The sequence below is a fragment of the Streptomyces sp. NPDC059355 genome, assembly GCF_042752335.1.
In the GTDB taxonomy this organism is placed as follows: domain Bacteria; phylum Actinomycetota; class Actinomycetes; order Streptomycetales; family Streptomycetaceae; genus Streptomyces.
In genome coordinates this window covers 166,467-187,204 of record NZ_JBHYXN010000005.1, presented here as the reverse complement: position 1 = coordinate 187,204, position 20,738 = coordinate 166,467, and the positions used below count along the sequence as shown (strand labels likewise).

Below are 20,738 nucleotides of genomic sequence, written 5' to 3'. Positions count from 1 at the left end.
TCCACACGGGGCGTAACCCACGCATGGCACGATTGCCTCTGCTCGTCAGCACGTTTTCGGGGGGACTCCAGTGAACGATGGCATGCAACACCTCACCGGATTGGTGTGGTCTGTCTCTGACCTGCTACGTGGTGACTACAAGTCATCGGAGTACGGGAAGGTCATCTTGCCGTTCACCGTGCTGCGCCGGCTGGAATGCGGTCTGGAGCCGACGCGCGAGAGGGGGGCGGACCCAACAGCCGCGTACGAAGACGGCGAAGAGGTGCCCGAGGTTCTTCTGCGGCGGGGATCGGGACAAGGCTTCCACAATGCGACCAAGCTGACGCTGGAGAAGATCGCGGCGGATCCGCTGACCGCGGCCCACAACCTTCAGACCTACGTGGAGGGCTTCTCGAGCAACGTTCGGGGGATCTTCCATCGCTTTGAGTTCGCGCAGCAGATCCTCAGGTTGGAGAAGGCCTGTCTGCTTCACCGAGTCGTGGACAAGTTCGCGGCTCTAGACCTGCGCCCCGACGTCGTGCCGGACAACAGCATGGGCTACCTCTTCGAGGAGCTCATCCGCCGGTTCGCGATCAACTCCAACATGGTCGTCGGTGAGCACTTCACCCCGCGTGAAGTGATCCAGCTGATGGTCAACCTTCTGACGGACCCGGACGCCGACAGCCTCTCCGTTCCGGGAGTGACCCGTACGGTCATGGACCCGGCCTGTGGCACGGGCGGCATGCTCAGTGTTGCCGAGGACCACATGAAGGCGCTGAACCCGGATGCGAAGATCGAGGTGTACGGCCAGGAGCTCAACGCGGAGACATGGGCGCTGGTTGGCTCGGATTTGATCCTCAAGGGACACGATCCGCAGAACATCGCCTTCGGCAACTCCCTCTCCGACGACGGCCAACCGCAGCAGAAGTTCGACTACCTCCTTTCGAATCCGCCGTTCGGTGTGGAATGGAAAAGGGTGAGGGACGAGGTAGAGCGCGAACACCGGATGCTGGGTGACGCAGGGCGTTTCGGAGCCGGTCTGCCGCGTATCAACGACGGCTCGCTCCTGTTCCTGCAGCACATGATCTCCAAGATGAAACCGGTCGAGGCCGACGGCCGAGGCGGCTCGCGTCTCGCGATCATCTTCAATGCTTCGCCCTTGTTCGCAGGTGCGGCGGGCTCGGGCGAGTCGGAGATTCGTCGCTGGATCCTGGAGAACGACTGGCTGGAAGGTGTCATCGCACTTCCGGACCAGCTATTCTACAACACTAGCATTTCTGCATACTTCTGGATTCTCACGAACCGCAAGAGCCCGCAACGTCATGGCAGAGTCGTTCTCTTGGACGCGCGCGACCATTGGCAGAAAATGCGCAAATCCCAGGGAGATAAGCGCAAGGAACTCGGGATTGAGCACATCCGCGAGGTCACCGAGCTGTACAGGCGAGCACTGGAAATTTCGCAGGACTCCGAACATCCACTGAGTGCCAAAGTCAAGGTATTTCGCAACGAGGATTTCGGATACCAGCGCATCACAGTCGAGCGGCCGTTGCGGCTGAACTTCGCGGTCACAGCAGAAACATTGACTGCGCTGGCATCAGCGAGGCAGGTGCAGAAGTGGGAGAAGAGCGAGGAGTTTCTGGCTGCGGCGGGGACCCTGCTGGGCTCCTCATGGAACACGAAGGCTCAAGCACTGGCGGCGCTCAAGGCTGCTGTGACAACGGCTGGCCTCTATTGGCCGACGGGGGCTCCTTTCGGCAGAGCAGTGCGCGATGCGATCGGCGTGCGGAGCTCGAATGGCGAGGTTCAGAAAGTCAAAGGCCTACCGGAACCAGATACGGGAAGACGGGAGTTCAGGCGGATCTCGCTGGGCGAGAGTGCTGATGAGTACCTCCACCGCGAGATTCGACCGCAGGAATCGGACGCTTGGATCGATCCCACCAAGACCAGAGTCGGATTCGAGATCCGGCCGGAGCTTTTCTTCTCGACCCGGTTCACGTCTGCTTTTCGTCCGCTCGAAGAGTTCTGTCTTCTTGAGGCCGCACGAATCCAGACTCAGCGCGAGGCCGACGAAGAAGAAGTCGACGAGGGTGGGGAATCATATCTGAGGGAAAATCTATTCCATCTGCGGACGCAGGACTTGCATCTGGTGGACTCTGCGCTGACTCTCCCCTCTCCACCCGAAGACGTACCCGCCCTGACGCCTTGCGGCGGTGGAGATATAGTCGGGCGACCGGGAAGCTGGCGCCTGTTGCCTGCAACTTTCGGGGAAGCCGTCACGCACCTGACAGTCCTCCATCCCTTGGAGCAGCGCACCGGAAGAGCTCTTTGTGAATGGTTGAATTCACCCACTGCTATGGAACACTTTCCGGCAGGGCGTAATTTGATGAACCTTCCAGTTCCTGCCGAAATAATTCAGGAACAAGATTTTGACGATCTCCTGGAGAGCGTGCAGTCTGCCCGGCACAGACTCAGGGTGTCAGTATCGAGCCTGCTGCCGAACGTATTTTCTGGATCAGGCACGAATGTCCAAGAGCTACGCAAAACTATACAGGCTGCTGATGCCGAAGCGCGGTTGATCGGCGGCCTTACGCAAACGCTGGAGGACCCCGTATCGCGTGCGGAGTGGAGTTACCCGTTTCATGTGGCGGCGCTCGCCAGGCGATATCGGATCAGTAGCATCACCACCAGTACCCACCCGGCCGAACGGATGGATTCTCTACTGAAGCTGGGGGAAGGCATTGCTCGTTCTCTTGGGATTCTCGCGTTGGCGGAGTTGGCGGCGACGAACAGGGAGGAATTTACAAAGACTCTCCGCCAAAAATTTCGTACCGGCGCCACCTTTGGAACGTGGACAACCATCCTGAACTGCTACGCCGGAATTAAGGGTGGGTCGATTGTTGATCCCGATGGGAATGGGAATGGGGATGCTCTCGCATTCCTGAAAAGGATCAAGGATTTCCGGAATAATGGTCCAGCTCATGCTCATGGTGTTCGCGAAATGCATGAAATCGGGAAATCGGCCGACGAGCTCGAGCAGCTTGTTCTGTCGACCTTGACAGCGGTTTCTTGGCTCGCCGCCACGCATTGGGATTGGGTTGAGAGGTGCGAGTTTTTGGACACGGCCTCATACACGCTTGTTAAGCAGCGCCTACGGGGAAGTCACCCGGCCTGGGAGCCAATTGAAGAATCCAGTCAGTACCCGTTGAAGCCGAGACGTGTGTACGTCGGTAACGGATTCTCCCGATCTCCATTGGACCTCTGGCCGCTTGTGTCTGTCGACGTGTGTTCTGTATGTAACAGTCGGGAACTATTTCTGATCGATAAAGCACAGCCGGGTGGCGTCATTACTCTACGGAGCCTGAAAGAGCATCCAAAAGAGATCGAATACCCGGATGTCTGAGAACCTCTATCGTCATGATTCGGGCATCGCGTTCATCATTGCCGACGCGGCCCCAGCGATGCTCACGTGCCGCGGCGGTCGACCGCGAGGACGAGACGATGCCGAACTGGAGATGATCGACTGGTTCGAAGGCAACCTGACCGGTGAAGCGAGCTGCGTCGCCAGCTGACTCCGCGGCCTCCTGGCCCGTGTCCATCCCTCGTTGGAGCGGGTGCTGGGCCGCGATTGCAGCGCCTGGCCGTCCTCATGCTGCTGGAGTGGTGCGGGTCTTCTGCCCAGGTCTGCAAGGCTGGCCAGCGGCGCATGGTCACGTCGAAGGGCCTTGCAGATCAGAGCGGCTGGCCAAGGAGGCCTTCACGGCCTTGGACGAGCAGACCGTCGTCGTTCCGGGGGCTGAGGCGGCCGCGCTGACCGTCCCGAGCCCCGCCAACTCGCTGATGACGGGTCTGGAACAGCGGAAACCGCTCGCCGGGTGGATCGAGGAACTCCAGGCGGCCCACCAACCGTCGACGGTCCCGACGTCCATGTCGGGCGCCGATTACGCCGAACTCGCCCGAACAGCCGTCAGTTCCGAGTCCTCAATCCTCGGTGAACAGCCCTCCCCGAGAAGGAACTTCGCAATCTCGATGCGAAGCCGGTACCGAGCGTCCTGTGCCCAGGGGGCGGAGCCGTGAGGGACTCCGACCAATCATGCTTCCTCGGCGCTCTGACCACGCGGCGAGGGGGGAGTCAGAGGTGATCTCATGCTGTGGACGATGACACCAAGCGCCTCGGCTTCCTTCTCGTTCAGTTCGTCCAACAAAGGTGCGAGCTGCATGACGCGGGCCGAGACCTCGGTGCCGGGCTGGACGCCGAACCAGTCGGAGGCGATCATGGCACACACCTGGTCTTCGGTCGTGCCGAACAGTTTCGCGATCCCGGCCCACTCGTCGGGTGTCGGCGGCGCTGTTCGCCCCTGCTGACCCTTCCATGGGCCGTGTTCCACGACGTTGCGCCACCAACTGTGGGAACGCGCCCTGTCGCAGCCAACCTGCATGGCGATGTAGTCCATGCGCTCAGTGAGTGCCTTCGCTGTGTCCCTGAAGGGAGTGCTCGTCATGGCCCGACTCTAGAAAATATCAACGACGCGCACATGAAAATGACAGACGAACTGGGCATCGTGAATCTGTACCGAGCTGCAGCCGGGCCGCAGGGCTGCGATCCGGTCGACCCGCTCCCACACCTCGGCGGCGGTGGCCACCGTACGGACTCCCGCGGCCGTGACGAAGGCCATCACCTCCGCGCGGGAGGCGTCGGGCAGCCGCGCCGCCCCGCGCGTTCGCGAACGGCCCGGCGCCGTGCGCGGCGCGGATGTCATTGGCCCGCTCGAGCTCGCCGGCCGGGGCCCCTTCGGACGGGCCCCGGCGGCGTGCTGGTGAGCATGGGCGATGGTGGAGTCGACCGTCACGACCTAGCCGAGATCGCCTTCGGCGTCGGCCTGGGCGAGGAGAGCAGTGGAAGCCGGCTCGCTTCGTGCCCACTGGGCGTCAGCCAACAACACACATCAACCAACAATCCGGTGATCTGAAACGAGCGGTCTAGGTGGCGGTGAAGAACCGCCACTGCTGGCTGTCGTTGTCCTGGTTGCGGCAGCTCCACTGGTGGATCTGCGCCCCGTCGTTCACCGAGGGGCCCTCCACGTCCGCACACTTCGCGCTGTAGGCGCTGACCAGCTTGAAGAATTCGGTGGTCGTGGACTGGAGTTCCCACTTCTGGCTGCCGTAGCCCAGACAGGTCCACTGGTGCAGGTGGGCTCCGTCGGCGTAGGAAGGGCCCTGGATGTCGAGGCACTTGCCGCTGTTCTCGTTGACGACGTTCCAGTAGCCGTCGGGCGTGCGGCGGAACGTCCACTTCTGGTTGAGGTCGTTGTCCAGCCGGCAGCTCCACTGGTGGACGTTGCCGCCGTCGTCCTTGGACCACCCCTCGACGTCGGCGCACTTCGACGAGTTCCTGTTCACGAGCTTGGTCGGCCCGACCGGCGGCAGGGCCGCCGCCTGCGCCCCGTGGGCCGGTACGGAGGTCATGAGCAGGGGCAGGACGGCCGCGGCGAGTGCGGTCACGGCGTAGTTCTTCAGGTTCATGGTCACGGCACGGATTTGTAGCGGTCCAGCGCATCCCGCCGGAAGGGCACCGGCCCTGCGGTCACCCGATCGGACGGCCCGGTTCACCGCAGAAACGGCACGCCGCCCCTGGCGCGGGATGCAGCTGACGGATGCTCAAAGATGCTTGATCGGAGACGATTTCGAGCATCATCCTTCAAGTGATCTCCGTGGGCCGCTATCTTGCCAGGCGCATGCCAAAGCGGTGTGTCCGCAATCCGGACCGCACGAGGAGCTGCCCCATGAGACTCATCCGCATCCCCAGGCGCACGCACAGCCGTATCCCCACCGGCACACGCAAGAAGGCCGAGCGGCAACGGGCGCCCCTCGCCGCCCTGCTCGCCGGGGCCCTCGCCGTCGCCGGACTGGCCGCCGCCGGCCCGATGACCTCACCGGCCGCCGCCGCTCCGGCCCCCGCTGCTCCGGCCCCCGCCACGGCGGGCAACGCCACCGGCCTCACCCGGTCCGGGAACACCTTCACCGTCAGCACCTCCGCCGGCGCCAAGGCCCGCGTCGTCATCGCCCGCGCCGACATCTTCCGGCTCTGGCTCTCGCCCGACGGCGCCTTCACCGACGACCCGGCCGGCACCGACCTCGCCCCGACCACCGACTTCGGACCCGTCGACGCCTCCTTCACCGACGCGGGCGCGTACTACCGCATCACCACCGGCGCCCTGAACATCCGCGTCAACAAGACACCTCTGCAGTTCTCCGTCTACCGCGCCGACAACGCCACCCTGGTCTGGCAGGAGACCCGTCCCACCTCGTGGACGGCCGCCCAGACCACCCAGTACCTGGCCCGCGGCGCCGAGGAGCAGTTCTACGGAACCGGCCTGCGCCTCGGCGAGTGGGCGCTGCGCGGCAAGACCGTCCCGGTGGCCGTCGACAACAAGTGGCGGGAGAACAACAACGCCAGCCCGGCCCCCTTCTACATGTCCACCAACGGCTACGGCGTCATGCGCAACACCTGGGCCCCCGGCTCGTACGGATTCAACGCCCCCACCACCCTCACCCACGACGAGAAGCGCTTCGACGCCTGGTACTTCACCGGCGATTCACTGAAGTCCGTACTCGATGCCTACACCGATGTGAGCGGCAAACCGTTCATGGCGCCGATGTGGGGTCTGGAACTGGGCAACGCCGACTGTTTCAACGCCTCCAACCCCGCATACCAGGGCGACCACAACCGGCTGCGCCACCAGACCACCCCCGACGTGGTCGGATACGCCACCGACGCCCGCGCCGCCGACATGCCCTCGGGCTGGTTCCTGCCCAACGACGGCTACGGCTGCGGCTACACCGCGCCGCTCAAATCGACCGTCGACGCCCTGAAGGCCAAGGGCTTCCAGACCGGACTGTGGACCTCCACGGGCCTCGGCTCCATCGCCGACGAGGTGGGCACGGCCGGCACCCGCGGCGTGAAGACGGACGTCGCCTGGATCGGCGGCGGCTACAAGAGCGCCTTCACCGGCGTCCAGCAGGCCGTCGACGGCATCGAGAAGAACTCCGACGCCCGCCGCTACGTCTGGACGGTCGACGGCTGGGCCGGCACCCAGCGCAACGCCGTCGTCTGGACCGGTGACACCAACGGCACCTGGGACGACATGCGCTGGCACGTCCCCGCCATCGCCGGCGCGGGCCTGTCCGCCCTCAACTACGCCTCCGGCGACGTCGACGGCATCTTCGGCGGCAGCCCCAAGACCTACACCCGCGACCTCCAGTGGAAGGCCTTCACCCCCGCCTTCATGACCATGTCGGGCTGGGGCGCGACCAACCCGGCCGCCGGCTACCAGGACAAGCAGCCCTGGCGCTTCGCCGAGCCGTACCTCTCCGTCAACCGCAAGTACCTGCAGCTCAAGATGCGGCTGATGCCCTACCTCTACACCATGGGCCGCACCGCGCACGAGAGCGGTGTGCCGAGCACCCGCGCCCTGGTCCTGGAGTACCCGGACGACCCGGTGGCCCGTGGCAACCTCACCAGCGGACAGTTCATGGCCGGTGATTCCTTCCTCGTCGCGCCGGTCGTCTCCGATAGCTCCGTTCGCGACGGTATCTACCTGCCCGCCGGGACCTGGACGGACTACTGGAGCGGGAAGACGTACGCGGGACCGGGCTGGCTGAACGGCTACCGGGCGCCGCTCGACACCCTGCCCCTGTTCGTCAAGGGCGGCGCGATCGTGCCGATGTGGCCGCGGATGAACCACACGGGCGAGAAGCCCGTCTCCACCCTTACCTACGACATCCACCCGCGCGGGAACTCCTCCTTCAGCCTGTACGAGGACGACGGGCTCACCCGCGCCTACCAGTCCGGCGCGTACGCCCGCCAGCAGGTGGACGTCACGGCCCCGGCCGCCGGCTCCGGCACGGTCACCGTCTCCGTCGGCGCCCCCACCGGCAGCTACACCGGCAAACCGGCCGCCCGCGGCTACGAGTTCAGCCTCCACGTGGCCTCCGCCCCGGGCGCGGTCGCGACCGACGGCACCGATCTGGCCCGCCAGACCTCCAAGGCCGCCTACGACGCGGCCGCGTCCGGGTGGTTCTTCGACCCCGCCGACCGCGGCGGCATCCTGTGGGTCAAGTCCGGTACGAAGTCGGGCGCGTTCGGCATCACGGTCACCGGCACCTCCGTCCCGGCGGCCGACCCGATCCCCGTGACCTCCGCCCCCGTCCCGCAGTCGGCGTGGACCCTGGTCTCCGCCGACAGTCAGGAGACCGCCGCGGAGAACGGCGCGGCCGAGAACGCCTTCGACGGCAACCCGGCCACGCTCTGGCACACCGCCTGGTCCTCGGGCACCCCGGCCGGGCTGCCGCACGAGATCCGCATCGACCTCGGCGCCCGCTACGCGGTCGACGGCCTCGGCCACCTGCCCCGCCAGGACGGCGGGGTCAACGGCCGGATCGGCGGCTACGAGGTGTACGTCTCCGACAGCACCACCGACTGGGGCCAACCGGTGGCGACCGGCACCTTCGCCGACACCGCCGCCGCCACACCGGTCCGCCTGGCGGCGAAGACGGGCCGCTACCTCCGCCTCAGGGCCCTGACCGAAGCCGGCGGCCGCGGCCCCTGGACCAGCCCCGCCGAGATCAGCCTGACCGGGCGGGCCGCCCCGCTCCCGGCCGACGCCACCCTCGTGAGCGCGGCATCCGCCCGCTGCGCGGACCTGCCGTACAGCGCCACCACGCCCGGCACCGAACCCACCCTGTACACCTGCCACGGAGGCCCCAACCAGCGCTGGAGCCTGACGGCCGACGGCCGGGTCACCGGCCTGGGCGGGGTCTGCCTCGACGGTACGAGTGCCTCCTCGGTCACCGTCCAGACGTGCGGCGCGGCCGCCGGGCAGAGCTGGCAGCCCGGGCCGGACGGCAGTCTCCGTACGCTCGGCCAGTGCCTGGCCCCGGTCGGCGCGGGCACCGCGAACGGCACCGGGCTGACCCGCGCGGCCTGCGACGGCAGCCCCGCGCAGCGCTGGACCTTCACGCCCTGACGAAGCCGGCCGTCAGGGCGCCGGGCCGCCGAGCACGGCCTGGCAGTCCCGCCAGGCCGGCTCGGTCAGCAGCCCCCGCATCCGGGTGAACAGGGAGAGGAGGCCCGGCCCGTGGGCCGCGCGGAACGCCGGGTCGATCCCGGCGAGGTCCAGCTCGTTCGCCGCGGACAGCTCGGCGAAGTCCCGCAGGGACTGCCGGTCGGGGGAGTGGACGTGGCCGGTGAACCGGTCGCGGAACGCCGGCGCCACCGACGACACCGCCTCGTTGTCGGCGGCGCCGGCGGCCCCGGCCGGGGCGTCGGCGGCGAGCGTCGGATAGGAGGCCGCGCGGTCACAAGCGGCGTAGAAGCAGACGATCTCCTCGGCCTCGGCCCCGATCACCACGGCCAGTTCGGCCCGCCGGCCGACCGGCAGCAGGGCGGTGGCGAAGCCGTCCGTCCCGTAGACCGCGTGGCACAGGCCCGCGAGCCGGAGCGCCGGCCGGGCTCCCCATGCCCCGAGCCGCGCGTGGACGCGCTCCAGATGCGCGAGGAGTGTGCCACCGGGGTGGTCCAGATGCCCGGCGCCCAGTTCGCGCAGCAGCGCGAGGGCGCGCGCCTCCCGGTGTTCGGCCCGGGTCGGTGCCGGCATGGGCGTGGTCCTTTCCCGAGCGCGTGAGCGAGGTGGGTGAGCGGGCGGGTCGACACCCGTTCGCGTCCGCGCCGGGTCCGGACCGTGGCGCGGGCGCGAACGGGTTGCCGCCCTGGGCCCTGAACTGATCGTTGTCCACCCTCAGACCCAAGTCAATCCTCTGATTCCCTATCAAGACCCAAGCTGTAGCTTGGAGTAGCCTGGGATCCGTGACTCTCGACGATCTCCGCGTCTTCGTGGCCGTCTGCCGGGCCGGCAGTCTCAGCGCCGTCGCCCGCGACCTCGGCCGCACACAGTCGGCCGTCAGCCAGCACGTCCGCCGTCTCGAAAAGCAGACGGGAACCGAGCTGCTGGAGCGGCACGCCCGCGGAGTCGTCCCCACCGAGGCCGGGCGCATCCTCCAGGCTGCCGCCGCCGACGGCATCTCCGGACTCGACGGGGCCCTGCGCCGCCTCGACGAACTCGTCCACGGGGACGGCGGATCGGTGCGCATCACCACGGGCGCGACGACCGTACGGCACTTCATGTCCGAGGCCGTCGTCGACTTCCGGCGCCGCCATCCGCAGGTCAGTCTGGAGTTCCAGACCGAGAACTCCAGCCGCAGCTGCTTCGACGCGCTCGCCGCCGACGACCTGGACCTCGCCTGGATCACCATCGGCCGGCCCGTGCGCGGCATCGAGCAGCGCCCGGTGATGGAGCTGCCCTGGGTGCTCGCGGCCCGCGCCGGCGATCCCCTCGCCGCCAGACCCCGCATCGAGCCGGCCGACCTCACCGGCATCCGCCACATCCGGCTGCCGGAGAACTCCGCGTCCCGCGCCCACCTCGACGCCGCCTTCGCGGAATCCGGCATCCGGATACGGTCCGACACCAGCGTGGCCGACTGGGACACCGCCCTGCTGCTGGCCGAACTGGGCCTAGGCCACGCCGTCGTGCCGGCCCTGCCCGGCTGGCGGGTCCCCGGATCAGACGGCCCGCTGCGCCTCGTCCCGGTCCCGGCCCTGCCCCCGCTCCCGGTCGGCTGGGCCGTCCGCCGCTGGGCGTCGCTGTCCCCGCTGGCCCGTGTCTTCGCCGACGACGTCGCCCGCAGCTGTACGGCGCGTGCCGCGCGGCAGCAGTGAGGCGGGCAGCAGTCCCACGGCGGCCAGCGCCGCCAGGGCGAACAGCGCGGCCGGCGCGGTCGCGGAGCCCGCGCCCCCGCCCGCCGCGACGGCGATGCCCAGGGCCGGACCGACGCTCATCGCCGTCTGCTTGAGCCCGCCGACGACCCCCGCGTACCCGGCCGGGGCGTCCCCGACCACCGTGCCGGTGGCGGTCACCATGACCGCGGCGAACCCGGCGCCGAGCACCGCGAAGGCGGCCATGACCGCCGGGCCCGCTCCCGCGCCCAGGCCGGCGACACCGAGGACGACCAGACCCGTACCGGCCAGCGCGGTCCGGCGCGGCCCGTACCGGCGCAGCGCCAGGCCCGCCAGCGGCGCGCCCACGACCATGCAGGCGGTCAGCGGGAGCACCAGCAGGCCGGTGGCGAGCGGATCGAGACCCCGTACGTCCTGGAGCAGGAAGGCCGCCGTGAACAGCGCCCCGAACATGCCGGCGGAGACGGCCAGCAGCAGCGCCATCGAGGCCGCGACCGGCCGGGACCGCGCCACGGCCGCCGGTACGAGGGGCCGCGCGGCCCGCCGTTCGCAGCGTACGAGCACGGCCGCGAGGGCGGCGGCCCCACCGAGCCCGAGCAGCGTCGGCGGCGCGGTCCAGCCGTGGGCGGGCACGCCGGCCAGGGCATGGACGAGTACGGCGAGGGTGGCGGCCAGCAGCGCCGCGCCGGTCAGCGCGGGCCGGTCCGACCCGGGGCCGTCCGATGCGGCCCCCTCGGCTCCCGTCCGGTCCGGCGCGGGCATCCGTACGGTGAGGGCGAGCGCGGCGATCGCGAGGGCGATCGGCACGTTCAGCACGAACACGGAACGCCAGCCCGCCTGCGCGACCAGCACGCCCCCGAGCAGCGGACCGGCCGCCGCGGCCGCGCCGATGGCACTGGTCCGGACCGCCACCGGGGTGGCGAGCCGGTCGGGCGGGTAGGCGAGGCGCAGCAGCGCGAGGGTCGCCGGTTGCAGCAGGGCCCCGAACACCCCCTGGGCGGCGCGCAGGGCGATGACCCAGTCGACCCCCGGCGCCAGCGCGATCCCGGCGGAGCTCGCGGCGAAGCCGAGCACGCCGACGAGGAGCAGCCTCGTATGCCCGTACCGGTCGCCGAGGCGGCCGGCGATGACGAGGAAGGCGGCCACGGCGAGGAGGTAGGCGGTGCTCGTCCACTGGACCCGCGCCACGCTCGCCCCGAGGTCGTGGCGCAGGCTGGGCTGCGCCACGCTGAGGACGGTGCCGTCGAGGGCGACGAGCATCGCGCCGCCGACGCTGACGAGCAGCGCGATCCGCTGCCTCGCGCGGGTCATGCGGGGTCCGGACCGAGGTGGGCGTCCAGGGCGGCGCCGACGAGCCGTTCGACGCCGCCGGCGTGACCGGCTTCGAGGACCAGGGGCAGACTCCCCCAGGCCCACAGCTGGGCCACGCCGTGCAGGTTGGCCCACAGGGCGCCGGCGATGACCTCCGGGTCCGCGTCGGTCCGGCAGCGGGAGACGAGCCCGACCAGGAGACGGAAGAGCGGGATCGTGGACTCGCGCAGCCTCGGCTGCTGCGGCCCGGCGGCTTCCTCCCCGGTGTCCTTCTCCGTTCCCTCGCTGTCGAGCAGGTCGTGGCGGAACATCAGCTCGAACATCCCGCGGTGCTCCAGGGCGTAGCCCACGTACGCGCACCCGAGCGCCCGCAGCTGCTCGCGCGGCGAGGACGCGCGCGCGGTCGCCGCGTCGAACCGGCCGCCGAGGTCGGTGAATCCGCGCCGGGCGATCGCCGAGAGCAGGGAGTGGTGGGTGGGGAAGTAGCGCCGGGGTGCGCCGTGCGACACCCCGGCGCGGCGGGCGATCTCACGCAGACCGAGGGCGGCTGTGCCCTCGGTCAGCACGAGGTCGACGCCGACGTCGATCAGGCGTTCCCGGAGCGGGTTGTGCGGGTCCATGGACAGTGTCTACCAGTGCGGGTAGACACTGTCTACTCGCACTGTCCGCGCACCCGTTCCGCTCGGTGGCAGCCGTTCGCCGGCAACGGCCCTCCGGTGACGGGCCGCGAGGCGCGGGGGCTACGCGCTCGTGCTCCCCTGGGTGTTCCGGATCGCCCGGACCAGTCCGGCCATGAGGTTCGCCCGCTCGGCCATGGCTTCGACCATCACGTACTCGTGGTCGGCGTGCGCGCCACCACCCACCGCGCCGAGGCCGTCCAGGGTCGGCACCCCCAGCGCCGCCGTGAAGTTGCCGTCGCTGCCGCCGCCGACCGAGCGCCCTTCGAGGCCGGGGAGCAGCCGCTGGGCCACGGCGAAGAGATCGGCCGACGCCGACTCCGGCATCGGGGGCCGGCCGATGGACCCGTGGACGGAGATCTCGGCGTCTTCGAGGTGCGGGGCGAGCGCCGCGAACGCGGACTCGATGCGTGCTTGTTCGCGGGCCGATTCGACCCGTACGTCGGCGGTGACGGTCGCCTCGGCGGGCACGACGTTGTCCACGCCTCCCGCGGACGCGACGGTCGGGGTGACGGTCGTGCCGATCTCGGGGCGGCCGAGCGCGGCGATGTCCAGTACGAGATGGGCCGCCTCGATCAGGGCGTTGACCCCGGCCTCGGGTTCGAGGCCCGCGTGCGAGGCCCGGCCCGCGACGGAGACGTGGAACGAGCCGCAGCCCTTGCGCCCGGTCTTCAGGGCCCCGCCGTCGGCGGCGCCTTCGAACACCAGCACCGCCCCGCAGGCCAGGGCGCGCTCTTCGATGAGGGTGCGCGAGGAGGGGGAGCCGATCTCCTCGTCGGCGGTCACCAGGATCTCGACGCCCGACAGGTCGTCGAGCAGTGCGAGCCCGTGGACGGCCTGCACCAGTCCGCCGAGCATGTCGAAGACCCCGGGGCCGGTCACGCGCCCGTTCTCGACCGCGAACGGGCGGCGTTCGAGGGTGCCGAGCGGGAACACCGTGTCGTGGTGGCCGAGGATCAGGACCTGCGGCTCGCCGCCGCCCGACCAGTGGACGTGCGGGCCGGTCTCGCTCTCGATGAGGACGGCCTCGCCGCCGAGGCGGTTCTCGATGACGGCGGCGACGGTTTTGGCCGATACCCGCAGGGCGCCGAGGTCCCGGGAGGGGGACTCGATCTCGACGAGTGTCCTGAGGTCCTCGATCATCGCGTCCACATTCACATGGACAACCGCACGCATCGTCATGGCGACAGGGTAGCCGCAGCGCCACGGCGCGCAGTCCGGGGGAAGGGCGGCTGAATCAGGTGCGGCCGGGACGAAAGGGGCATCGGAGGGGATGATGGAGGGGAGGAGGTGTACGGGCCATGCTGGAGCACGACGGCGGTCCCTCGGCGGCGAACCTGGAGGAAGGCAAGCTGCTCAAGGAGCTGGAGGCCATCCACCGGACCCGCCACGAGACCCTGCTCTACGGGTCGGACGAGGCGTTGGTCACCCACACGCAGCGGATGAACGAGCTGGAGCACGAGTACGTGCGCCGGCACCCGCAGCGGGCCCAGACGCCGGGGCGGACCCGATCGGGTGCCCGTGCCCGGACCGGCGAGGGCTGAGCTCCGATTGTGAGCCTCCTTCGCCCCGAATGAGACGTTGATGTATCATTCGGGGCGAAGGAGGCTCACTGCTGTGCGCAGCGGTGGGCCTCCCCGCCCGCTCACCCGAACGGAACCCCATGCACGCCCGCCGCCCCACCGCTCCACTCGATCCGCGCCGGTGGATCGTCCTCGCGATCCTCTCCGGCAGCCTGCTGCTGATCTCGATGGACACCACGATCCTCAACGTGGCCTTCCCCTCCCTCGTCGGCGACCTCCAGCCCGGCGCCGTGCAGCAGCTGTGGATCATCGACGTCTACGCGCTCGCCCTCTCCGGCCTGCTCGTCACCGCCGGCGCCCTCGGCGACCGCTGGGGACGCAAGCGGCTGCTCATGGCGGGCTTCGCGATCTTCTCCGTCGCCTCCCTGATCGCCGTCTTCTCCACCGAGGCCTGGCACGTCATCGCCGCCCGCGCCCTCCTCGGCATCGGCGGCGCGGCGATCATGCCGTCCACCCTGTCGATCCTGCGCAGCGTGTTCACCGACGCCAAGGAGCGGGCCTTCGCGCTCGCCGTCTGGGCGGCCGTCTTCGGCGGCGGCATGGCCTTCGGCCCGGTCGTCGGCGGGCTCCTCGTCCAGGACTACGGCTGGCACTCCGCCTTCCTCCTCAACCTCCCCGTCGCCGCCGTGATCGTCGCGGCCGGCCTGCGCTACCTCCCCGAATCCCGCTCCCCGCGCAGCGGCGGCCGCTGGGACTGGTGGGGCGTCGGCCAGTCGATCGTCGGCATGCTCGCCCTCGCGGGCGGAATCAAGCAGCTCGGCAAGAGCGGGGTCGCCGATCCGCTCCCGTGGGCCCTGCTCGCCCTCGCGGCCGTCGCGCTGACCGTCTTCGTGCGCCGCCAGCTGAGCCTGGACAACCCGCTGCTCCAGGTCCGGCTCTTCGCCCGGCCCGCCTTCGGCGTCGCCGCCACCGCGATCTTCCTGCCCATGGTGGGCATGGGCGCGATCCTCTTCCTCGTCACCCAGTGGTTCCAGTACGGCCAGGGCTACACCCCGCTCGAAGCCGGCCTGCGCCTGCTGCCCGCCCCGCTCGCCCTGATCTGCGCCTCGATGGCCGCCCCGACGCTGATGCAGCGCTTCGCGATCCGGCACGTGCTGGGCGCCGGACTGGTGCTGCTGGCCGCCGGCATGGCCCTGCCCTGGACCTTCCAGCAGTTCGCCGAGCTCGGCTACCCGGCGTTCGCCGTGGCCCTCACCGTCATGGGCCTGGGCGCGGGCATCGCCACCACCGTCGCCTCCGTCACTCTGATCTCGACCGCACCCGCGGAGGAGGTCTCCAGCGCGGCCGCCATCGAGGAGACCTGCTACGAACTCGGCTCGGCCATGGGCGTCGCCGTCCTCGGCAGCACCGCGGCCGCCCTGTACCGCGGCAACCTGCCGGCCCTCGGCCTGGACGGCGACACCTCCGCGGCCGTCCACGAGTCCGTGGGCGCGGCCGCCCACATCGCCGAACGGCTGGGCGGCGCGGTGGGCGAGGGCCTGATCGAGGCGGCCTCCCGGGCCTACACCCTCGCCATCACCCCGGCCTTCCTCATCGCGGGCCTCCTCGCGGTGGCCGCGGCGGCCACGACGTGGACGATGATCCCGCGCGACCTCCGGCCCACCGAGAACCACTGACACGGCCCGGGCCGCCGGTGTCACCGCCGCAGCGGTGACGCCGGCGCCGGGCCCAGCGTGGTCGTACCCGGCGCCGCGCGGTGGCCCAGCCCCGTACGGTACGCGTCCAGCGCGGCCTCGATCCGGCCCGTGCGCCGCAGCAGATCGCCCAGCAGCCGGCACAGGTCCGCCAGATCCCCGCTGGCCCCGCTGCGTTCCAGCAGGGTCAGCGCCTGGACGTAGTGCTCCTCCGCGGCCTCGGCCTCCCCGCGCTCCTCGGCCATCAGCCCGAGCAGCCGGTGGGCGCCGCCCGCGTGCACGGCGCCGTGGCTGTCGCCCAGTTCCAGCAGTCCGGAGAGCAGCTCGGCGGCCTCCTCGCAGCGGCCCAGCCGGCGCAGCACATCGGCGAGTTCCACCTCGACCTGCGCCGTGTACAGGGCGGCCCGACGCGCCGCGAGGATGTCCCGGGCCGTGCGCAACTCCGCCTCCGCGGCGACCAGATCGCCGTTCTGCGCCTGTACGTACCCGCGCATCCAGTGGCAGTGCGCCAGATCGGTGCGCAGCCGCAGCTGCCGGTAGATCGCCTGCGCCTTGGCGAGAGAGGCGTCCGCGTCCGCCGGCCGGCCCGCGGTGAGGAACGTACGCGCGACCTGCCGGTGCATCCCCGCCACCAGCGCCGGATCGGCCACCTCCGGAGCCAGCGCCAGGGCCAGCTCGGCGGCGTGCGCGGCCCGGGCGTGGGCGCCCATGTCGATGTACGGGCCGATCACGGCCGCGTACAGCAGCACCAGCGCCTCCGGATCGCCCAGCCCGCTCGCGTTCAGCTCGTCGATGGCGGATTCGAGCAGGTAGCAGGCGTAGCGGAGCTCCCCCGCGAGCAGGTGCGCGACGGCCCGGCCTCGGATCGGGCGGGCCCGGCGGGGCAGCGGCTCGTCGGCCAGCAGCCGCTCCGCCGACTCGAAGTGGCCGATGGCGTCCGGCAGTTCGCCCGCCTCCAGCGCGCAGTCACCGAGGCCCAGCAGCGCCTCCGCCCGCTCGGCGTCGAGGCCGAGCCGTTCCGCGTCCGCCAGCAGCTGCCGGTACCGTGCGGCCGCCTCGGCGGCGGCCCCCGTGGCCAGCGTCTGCTGGGCGTCGGTGAGGGCCAGGCGCAGCTCGGTGGCCAGATGGGCGGGGCGCCCGGTGGCCAGCTCCTCGTACGAGGTGCCGAGCCGCTCGGCGAGGAAGCGCAGGGCCGTCTCGGAGGGCCGGACCTTGCCCGACTCCAGGGTCGAGATGTAGGCGGATGTGTACGAGGGCTCCGCCAACGCCCTTTGTGTCAGACCGCGTTCGGCGCGCATGCGCTGAACCCTGCGGCCGATCTCGGCCGGTTCGTCCATGTAGACCCCCTGATCGCTCCAACTCCCCATGGTGCAGGGGTGGTCGGCCATTGCGCACCTCTCGCGCGCCCCCTAGTTTAAGCAACTGGTTCAGCGCACTTATCGAGCCGTTTAACTTCCGGTGACTTCCGGCTTCTTCCCGGGGAGAACTCCATGGACGCGACCCTCCGTCTGACGCTGCGCGCCGCCTTCGCCGCGGCCTGTACGACGGCCCTGCTGCTGGCCGCGGGCCCGCTCGGCACGGCCGCCGCGGCGCCGCCGCCGCTACCGGTGAAGGCCGGGACCGAGGTGGAGATACCCGGGCCCGAGGACGGCACAGCCGCCGGATCCGGCCACGTCCGCGTCCCCGCCGCCGGGCAGGCGAAGAAGGCCCCGCAGCTCTCCGAGGCCGATCGGGCGGCCGACGGCGAGGTCGCCAAGCCGGTCGACAACGGTTCGACCGCCGACCGCCTCGACATCGTGGTCATCGGCGACGGCTACACCGCCGCCGAGCAGGACCGCTTCCACGCCGACGCCCGGGCCAAGTGGGCCGAGATCACCGCGGTCGAGCCGTACTCCACGTACCGCAACCTCTTCAACGTCTGGACGGTCGACGCCGTCTCCCACGATTCCGGCGTCTCCGGCGACCCCACCCCGGCCACCGTCCGCGACACCGCCCTCGGCTCGTACTTCTGGTGCGAGGACATCGAGAGGCTGCTCTGCATCGACCAGCCGAAGGTGGACGCGTACGTGGCGAAGGCGCCGGCGGCCGACCTGGTCCTGGTCCTCTCCAACAGCACCAAGTACGGCGGGGCCGGCTACAACGAGCCCAGCGCCACCCTCGGCTACGAGGGGATATCGACCGCCTCCGCGGGCAACGCCAAGTCCGGCCAGGTCGCCATCCACGAGACCGGCCACTCCCTGGGCAAGCTGGCCGACGAGTACTTCTACCCGGGCACCCCGGGCTACGAGAAGTACGAGGGCCCCGAGCCCGCCGACTCCAACACCTCCACGCTGCCCGCCGACCGGATGGCCGCCGAGCGGGCCAAGTGGTACCGCTGGCTCGGCGCGCAGTCGCCCGACGGCGGCACGGTCGGTGCGTACGAGGGCGGCGGCTACTACGTCACCGGCCTGAACCGGCCCACCGACGCTTCGATCATGCGGGTGCTCGGCAAGCCCTTCAACCTGCCGGGCGCCGAGGCGATGATCGCCGGCTTCTACCAGCACGCGAAGATCGCCACACCGCTCACCCCGACCGGCCGCACCCTGCGGCTGCGCAACACGGCGAAGGTCTCCGTACCCCGGCTGGCCGGTGCGGACGGCCGGCAGCCCGACGTCCGCTGGTACCTGGACGGCCGTGAGCTGAAGCGCTTCGCGGGCCGCACCGAGGTCGCGGTCGCCGAGCTGTGGCTCTTCGACCTGCGCACGCACAAGCTGTCGGTCACGGCCGAGGACCGCACCCCCTCGGTCCGGGACCCGAAGATCGCCCGCACCCTGAAGTCCACGGTCGACTGGAGCGTCCGCCTCTAGAACGGTGTCGGTCAGGCGCCGGCCGCGTACGTCCAGAAGTCGCGCATCACGGCGGGCGGGGCCGGACTGTCCATCTCGCGCTGGGTGAGCACGACGGAGACGGCGGCGGTGGCCGGGGTGATGTGGCCGGCGGTTCCCGTGCCGCCGATCCAGCCGTACCGCCCCGGCGCGTTCCACGGGTCGCGGGTCGTGACGTCCACCGAGCCGCCGAACCCCCAGCCCTGGCCCTCCAGGAACAGCTCGCCGGCGGTCCGCTGGGACGGGGTCAGCCAGTCGGTGGTCATCCTGCGCACCGAGGCGGCCGACAGGAGCCGTCCCCGGTCCCCGTCCAGCGCCCCCTCCGCGAGCAGCATCCGGCCGAACGCGCACCAGTCGTCGGCGGTCGAGACCAGGCCGCCGGCGCCGGAGGGGAAGGCGGGGAGGCCGCTCCACCGACCGTCGGGGGCGTCGGCCAGGGCGAGGCCGTCCTCGCCCCCGCGGTAGAGGCTCGTGAACCGGCCCAGGTCGGCGGCCGGTACGCAGAACCCGGTGTCGGCCATGCCCAGCGGCTCGAAGATCCGCTCGGCCATGAACTCGGGCAGGGGCTGACCCGAGACCCGGGCGATCAGCACGCCCAGGATGTCGGAGCAGGTGTTGTACAGGAAGGCCTCACCCGGCTGGTACAGCAGCGGGATGCCCGACAGCGTCTTCAGCCACGCGTCCGGCTCCGCGATGTCCCCCGGCCGCGGCGGGCCCTGCTTCAGTTCGCCGACCAGCGGCGCGACCGCGGGCAGCGAGAAGTCGGAGGGGAACCCGTACCCGGCGCGGGAGGTGAGGAGGTCGAACACGGTGATCGGGCGCTCGGCGGGCACCAGGTCGTCGAGCGGGCTCGCGGGTGTCCGGGCGACCAGCGGCGAGGCCAGCTCCGGCAGCCAGGGAGCGATCTCGTCCTCCAGGGCCAGCAGACGCTCCTCGACGAGCGCCATCGTGGCGGCGGCCGTCACGGGCTTGGTCATCGAGGCGATCCGGAAGATCGAGTCCCGGACCATCGGAGCCGTGCCCTCGAGGTCGGCCGAGCCGACGGCCGCCACCTCCACCCGGTCGCCGCGGGCCACCAGGCCCACCGCCCCGGGCAGCGATCCGCTGCTCACGTGCCGTTCCAGGATGTCGCGCAGGTCACTCATCACTCCACCTCTCCCGATCCCGCTCCGGATGCCTCCTACAGACTCCCGCAGCGCCGCGCATTCATCGGCCGGACGCGCGGCGGACGACCGGACGGGTCACCACCAGTAGGCGGGGTACCTGGGCGCCTTGCGCCGGATGCGTGAAGCGGCGTACCCGGTCAGGACGAGCAGCACCGTCGCGCCGAACAGCAGGGGGACGAAGCGGGCGGGGTCCGGGCCCTGGAGCACGATCACCACGGAGGTCGCGCAGGCGGGCGAGTGCGGGGTGCGGGCGGCCATCAGCAGCGCGAGCGTCACCCCGGCCGCGACGGCCGCGGCCCAGGCGCTGCCGCCCGCGGCGGCCAGGACGCCGTAACCGACCGCGGTGCCGAGCAGATGGCCGACGACCACACCGCGGGGCTGGGCCAGGGGCAGGGTGGGGGCGCTGTGCACGAGGGCGGCGCTGGCGGCCAGCGGCGGTATGAGCACCGGCTCGTGGAGCAGCGCGCCGATCCCGACGAGCCCCAGCAGCACCGCCGTCACGGCGCTGATGCTGTGGAACGCGGCCGCGGTGGTGGGGCGGGCGGGAGCCCGGGCGGCGGTGATCCGGGCGCGGACCGGCCCGTCGGCGGACTCGGGGGCGGGGGCGGGGGTGGTGGCGGAAGGGGACGGGGAGGGCAGGACGGTGCTCATGTACGGATTTCCGGGGCAGGACGACGGGGTGAATGCGGTCGAGGCGGCACGGAGGCAGGGTGATCAACCGCGGCCTCGGCCTCG

At 70.6% G+C, this 20,738-nt stretch carries 16 protein-coding genes and 2 pseudogenes; 8 read left to right on the top strand and 10 right to left on the bottom strand.

Translation table 11 applies throughout. From position 1 onward, the window contains the following. Window positions 1-82: 82 nt before the first annotated feature. The 3 genes and pseudogenes from ACFXGI_RS07300 to ACFXGI_RS07290 form a co-directional block, all read left to right on the top strand. A pseudogene (locus ACFXGI_RS07300) lies at window positions 83-1,942 on the top strand (N-6 DNA methylase); the annotation flags it as partial. Between the two features lie 1,429 nt (window positions 1,943-3,371). After that, the gene (locus ACFXGI_RS07295) at window positions 3,372-3,548 is read left to right on the top strand and encodes a hypothetical protein (protein ID WP_384704391.1); all 177 of its coding nucleotides are present in this window, start codon (window positions 3,372-3,374) and stop codon (window positions 3,546-3,548) included. A gap of 193 nt (window positions 3,549-3,741) precedes the next feature. Beyond that, window positions 3,742-4,053 carry a hypothetical protein gene (locus ACFXGI_RS07290; protein WP_384704389.1) on the top strand — a complete coding sequence of 104 codons (312 nt, stop codon included), beginning with the start codon at window positions 3,742-3,744 and terminating at the stop codon, window positions 4,051-4,053. A 14-nt stretch (window positions 4,054-4,067) separates the two neighbouring features. On the opposite strand, the gene ACFXGI_RS07285 is transcribed toward ACFXGI_RS07290, so the two are convergent. The 3 genes from ACFXGI_RS07285 to ACFXGI_RS07275 all read right to left on the bottom strand — a co-directional run bounded on the left by ACFXGI_RS07285 (window position 4,068) and on the right by ACFXGI_RS07275 (window position 5,499). Continuing rightward, a complete protein-coding gene (locus ACFXGI_RS07285) occupies window positions 4,068-4,430 on the bottom strand; it encodes a hypothetical protein (RefSeq protein ID WP_384704388.1) in 363 nt (120 codons plus the stop codon). Window positions 4,431-4,487: 57 nt separating this feature from the next. Further along, window positions 4,488-4,652, bottom strand: a complete 165-nt coding sequence (locus ACFXGI_RS07280) for a hypothetical protein (protein WP_384704386.1) — start codon at window positions 4,650-4,652, stop codon at window positions 4,488-4,490. 304 nt (window positions 4,653-4,956) lie between these two features. Further along, on the bottom strand, window positions 4,957-5,499 hold the full coding sequence (locus ACFXGI_RS07275) for an RICIN domain-containing protein (protein WP_384704541.1): 543 nt from the start codon (window positions 5,497-5,499) through the stop codon (window positions 4,957-4,959). 260 nt (window positions 5,500-5,759) lie between these two features. Between ACFXGI_RS07275 and ACFXGI_RS07270 the strand changes: the two genes are divergently transcribed. Beyond that, a complete protein-coding gene (locus ACFXGI_RS07270; RefSeq protein ID WP_384704384.1) occupies window positions 5,760-9,002 on the top strand; it encodes a TIM-barrel domain-containing protein in 3,243 nt (1,080 codons plus the stop codon). Between the two features lie 12 nt (window positions 9,003-9,014). On the opposite strand, the gene ACFXGI_RS07265 is transcribed toward ACFXGI_RS07270, so the two are convergent. Then, entirely contained in the window at window positions 9,015-9,632 is a 618-nt protein-coding gene (locus ACFXGI_RS07265) for a DUF6817 domain-containing protein (protein ID WP_384704382.1), read from the bottom strand. A 209-nt stretch (window positions 9,633-9,841) separates the two neighbouring features. On the opposite strand from ACFXGI_RS07265, the gene ACFXGI_RS07260 reads away from it, so the two are divergent. Next, window positions 9,842-10,750 (top strand): LysR family transcriptional regulator, encoded by a 909-nt coding sequence (locus tag ACFXGI_RS07260; RefSeq protein ID WP_384704380.1) that lies wholly within the window; start codon window positions 9,842-9,844, stop codon window positions 10,748-10,750. Here ACFXGI_RS07260 and ACFXGI_RS07255 read toward each other — a convergent pair. The 3 genes and pseudogenes from ACFXGI_RS07255 to ACFXGI_RS07245 form a co-directional block, all read right to left on the bottom strand. Then, window positions 10,712-12,079, bottom strand: a pseudogene (locus ACFXGI_RS07255) (MFS transporter); the annotation flags it as partial. The gene ACFXGI_RS07260 and the pseudogene ACFXGI_RS07255 sit on opposite strands and share 39 nt — an antisense overlap. Further along, the gene (locus tag ACFXGI_RS07250) at window positions 12,076-12,699 is read right to left on the bottom strand and encodes a TetR/AcrR family transcriptional regulator (RefSeq protein ID WP_384704378.1); all 624 of its coding nucleotides are present in this window, start codon (window positions 12,697-12,699) and stop codon (window positions 12,076-12,078) included. The gene ACFXGI_RS07250 and the pseudogene ACFXGI_RS07255, both read right to left, overlap by 4 nt. A 120-nt stretch (window positions 12,700-12,819) precedes the next feature. Then, window positions 12,820-13,938, bottom strand: a complete 1,119-nt coding sequence (locus ACFXGI_RS07245; protein WP_384704376.1) for a M20 family metallopeptidase — start codon at window positions 13,936-13,938, stop codon at window positions 12,820-12,822. Window positions 13,939-14,057: 119 nt separating this feature from the next. On the opposite strand from ACFXGI_RS07245, the gene ACFXGI_RS07240 reads away from it, so the two are divergent. Continuing rightward, window positions 14,058-14,300, top strand: a complete 243-nt coding sequence (locus ACFXGI_RS07240; RefSeq protein ID WP_384704374.1) for a DUF6158 family protein — start codon at window positions 14,058-14,060, stop codon at window positions 14,298-14,300. A gap of 119 nt (window positions 14,301-14,419) precedes the next feature. Further along, a complete protein-coding gene (locus ACFXGI_RS07235) occupies window positions 14,420-15,955 on the top strand; it encodes an MFS transporter (RefSeq protein WP_384704372.1) in 1,536 nt (511 codons plus the stop codon). Window positions 15,956-15,975: 20 nt separating this feature from the next. On the opposite strand, the gene ACFXGI_RS07230 is transcribed toward ACFXGI_RS07235, so the two are convergent. Next, window positions 15,976-17,310, bottom strand: coding sequence for a tetratricopeptide repeat protein (locus ACFXGI_RS07230; RefSeq protein ID WP_384704539.1), 1,335 nt, complete (start codon window positions 17,308-17,310; stop codon window positions 15,976-15,978). Between the two features lie 153 nt (window positions 17,311-17,463). Between ACFXGI_RS07230 and ACFXGI_RS07225 the strand changes: the two genes are divergently transcribed. Then, entirely contained in the window at window positions 17,464-18,819 is a 1,356-nt protein-coding gene (locus ACFXGI_RS07225) for a M64 family metallopeptidase (protein ID WP_384704370.1), read from the top strand. Window positions 18,820-18,830: 11 nt separating this feature from the next. Here the strand turns inward: ACFXGI_RS07225 and ACFXGI_RS07220 are convergent, their stop codons facing one another. Next, window positions 18,831-19,982 carry a serine hydrolase domain-containing protein gene (locus ACFXGI_RS07220; protein WP_384704368.1) on the bottom strand — a complete coding sequence of 384 codons (1,152 nt, stop codon included), beginning with the start codon at window positions 19,980-19,982 and terminating at the stop codon, window positions 18,831-18,833. 96 nt (window positions 19,983-20,078) lie between these two features. Beyond that, the gene (locus tag ACFXGI_RS07215) at window positions 20,079-20,654 is read right to left on the bottom strand and encodes an HPP family protein (protein WP_384704366.1); all 576 of its coding nucleotides are present in this window, start codon (window positions 20,652-20,654) and stop codon (window positions 20,079-20,081) included. Window positions 20,655-20,738: the final 84 nt, after the last annotated feature.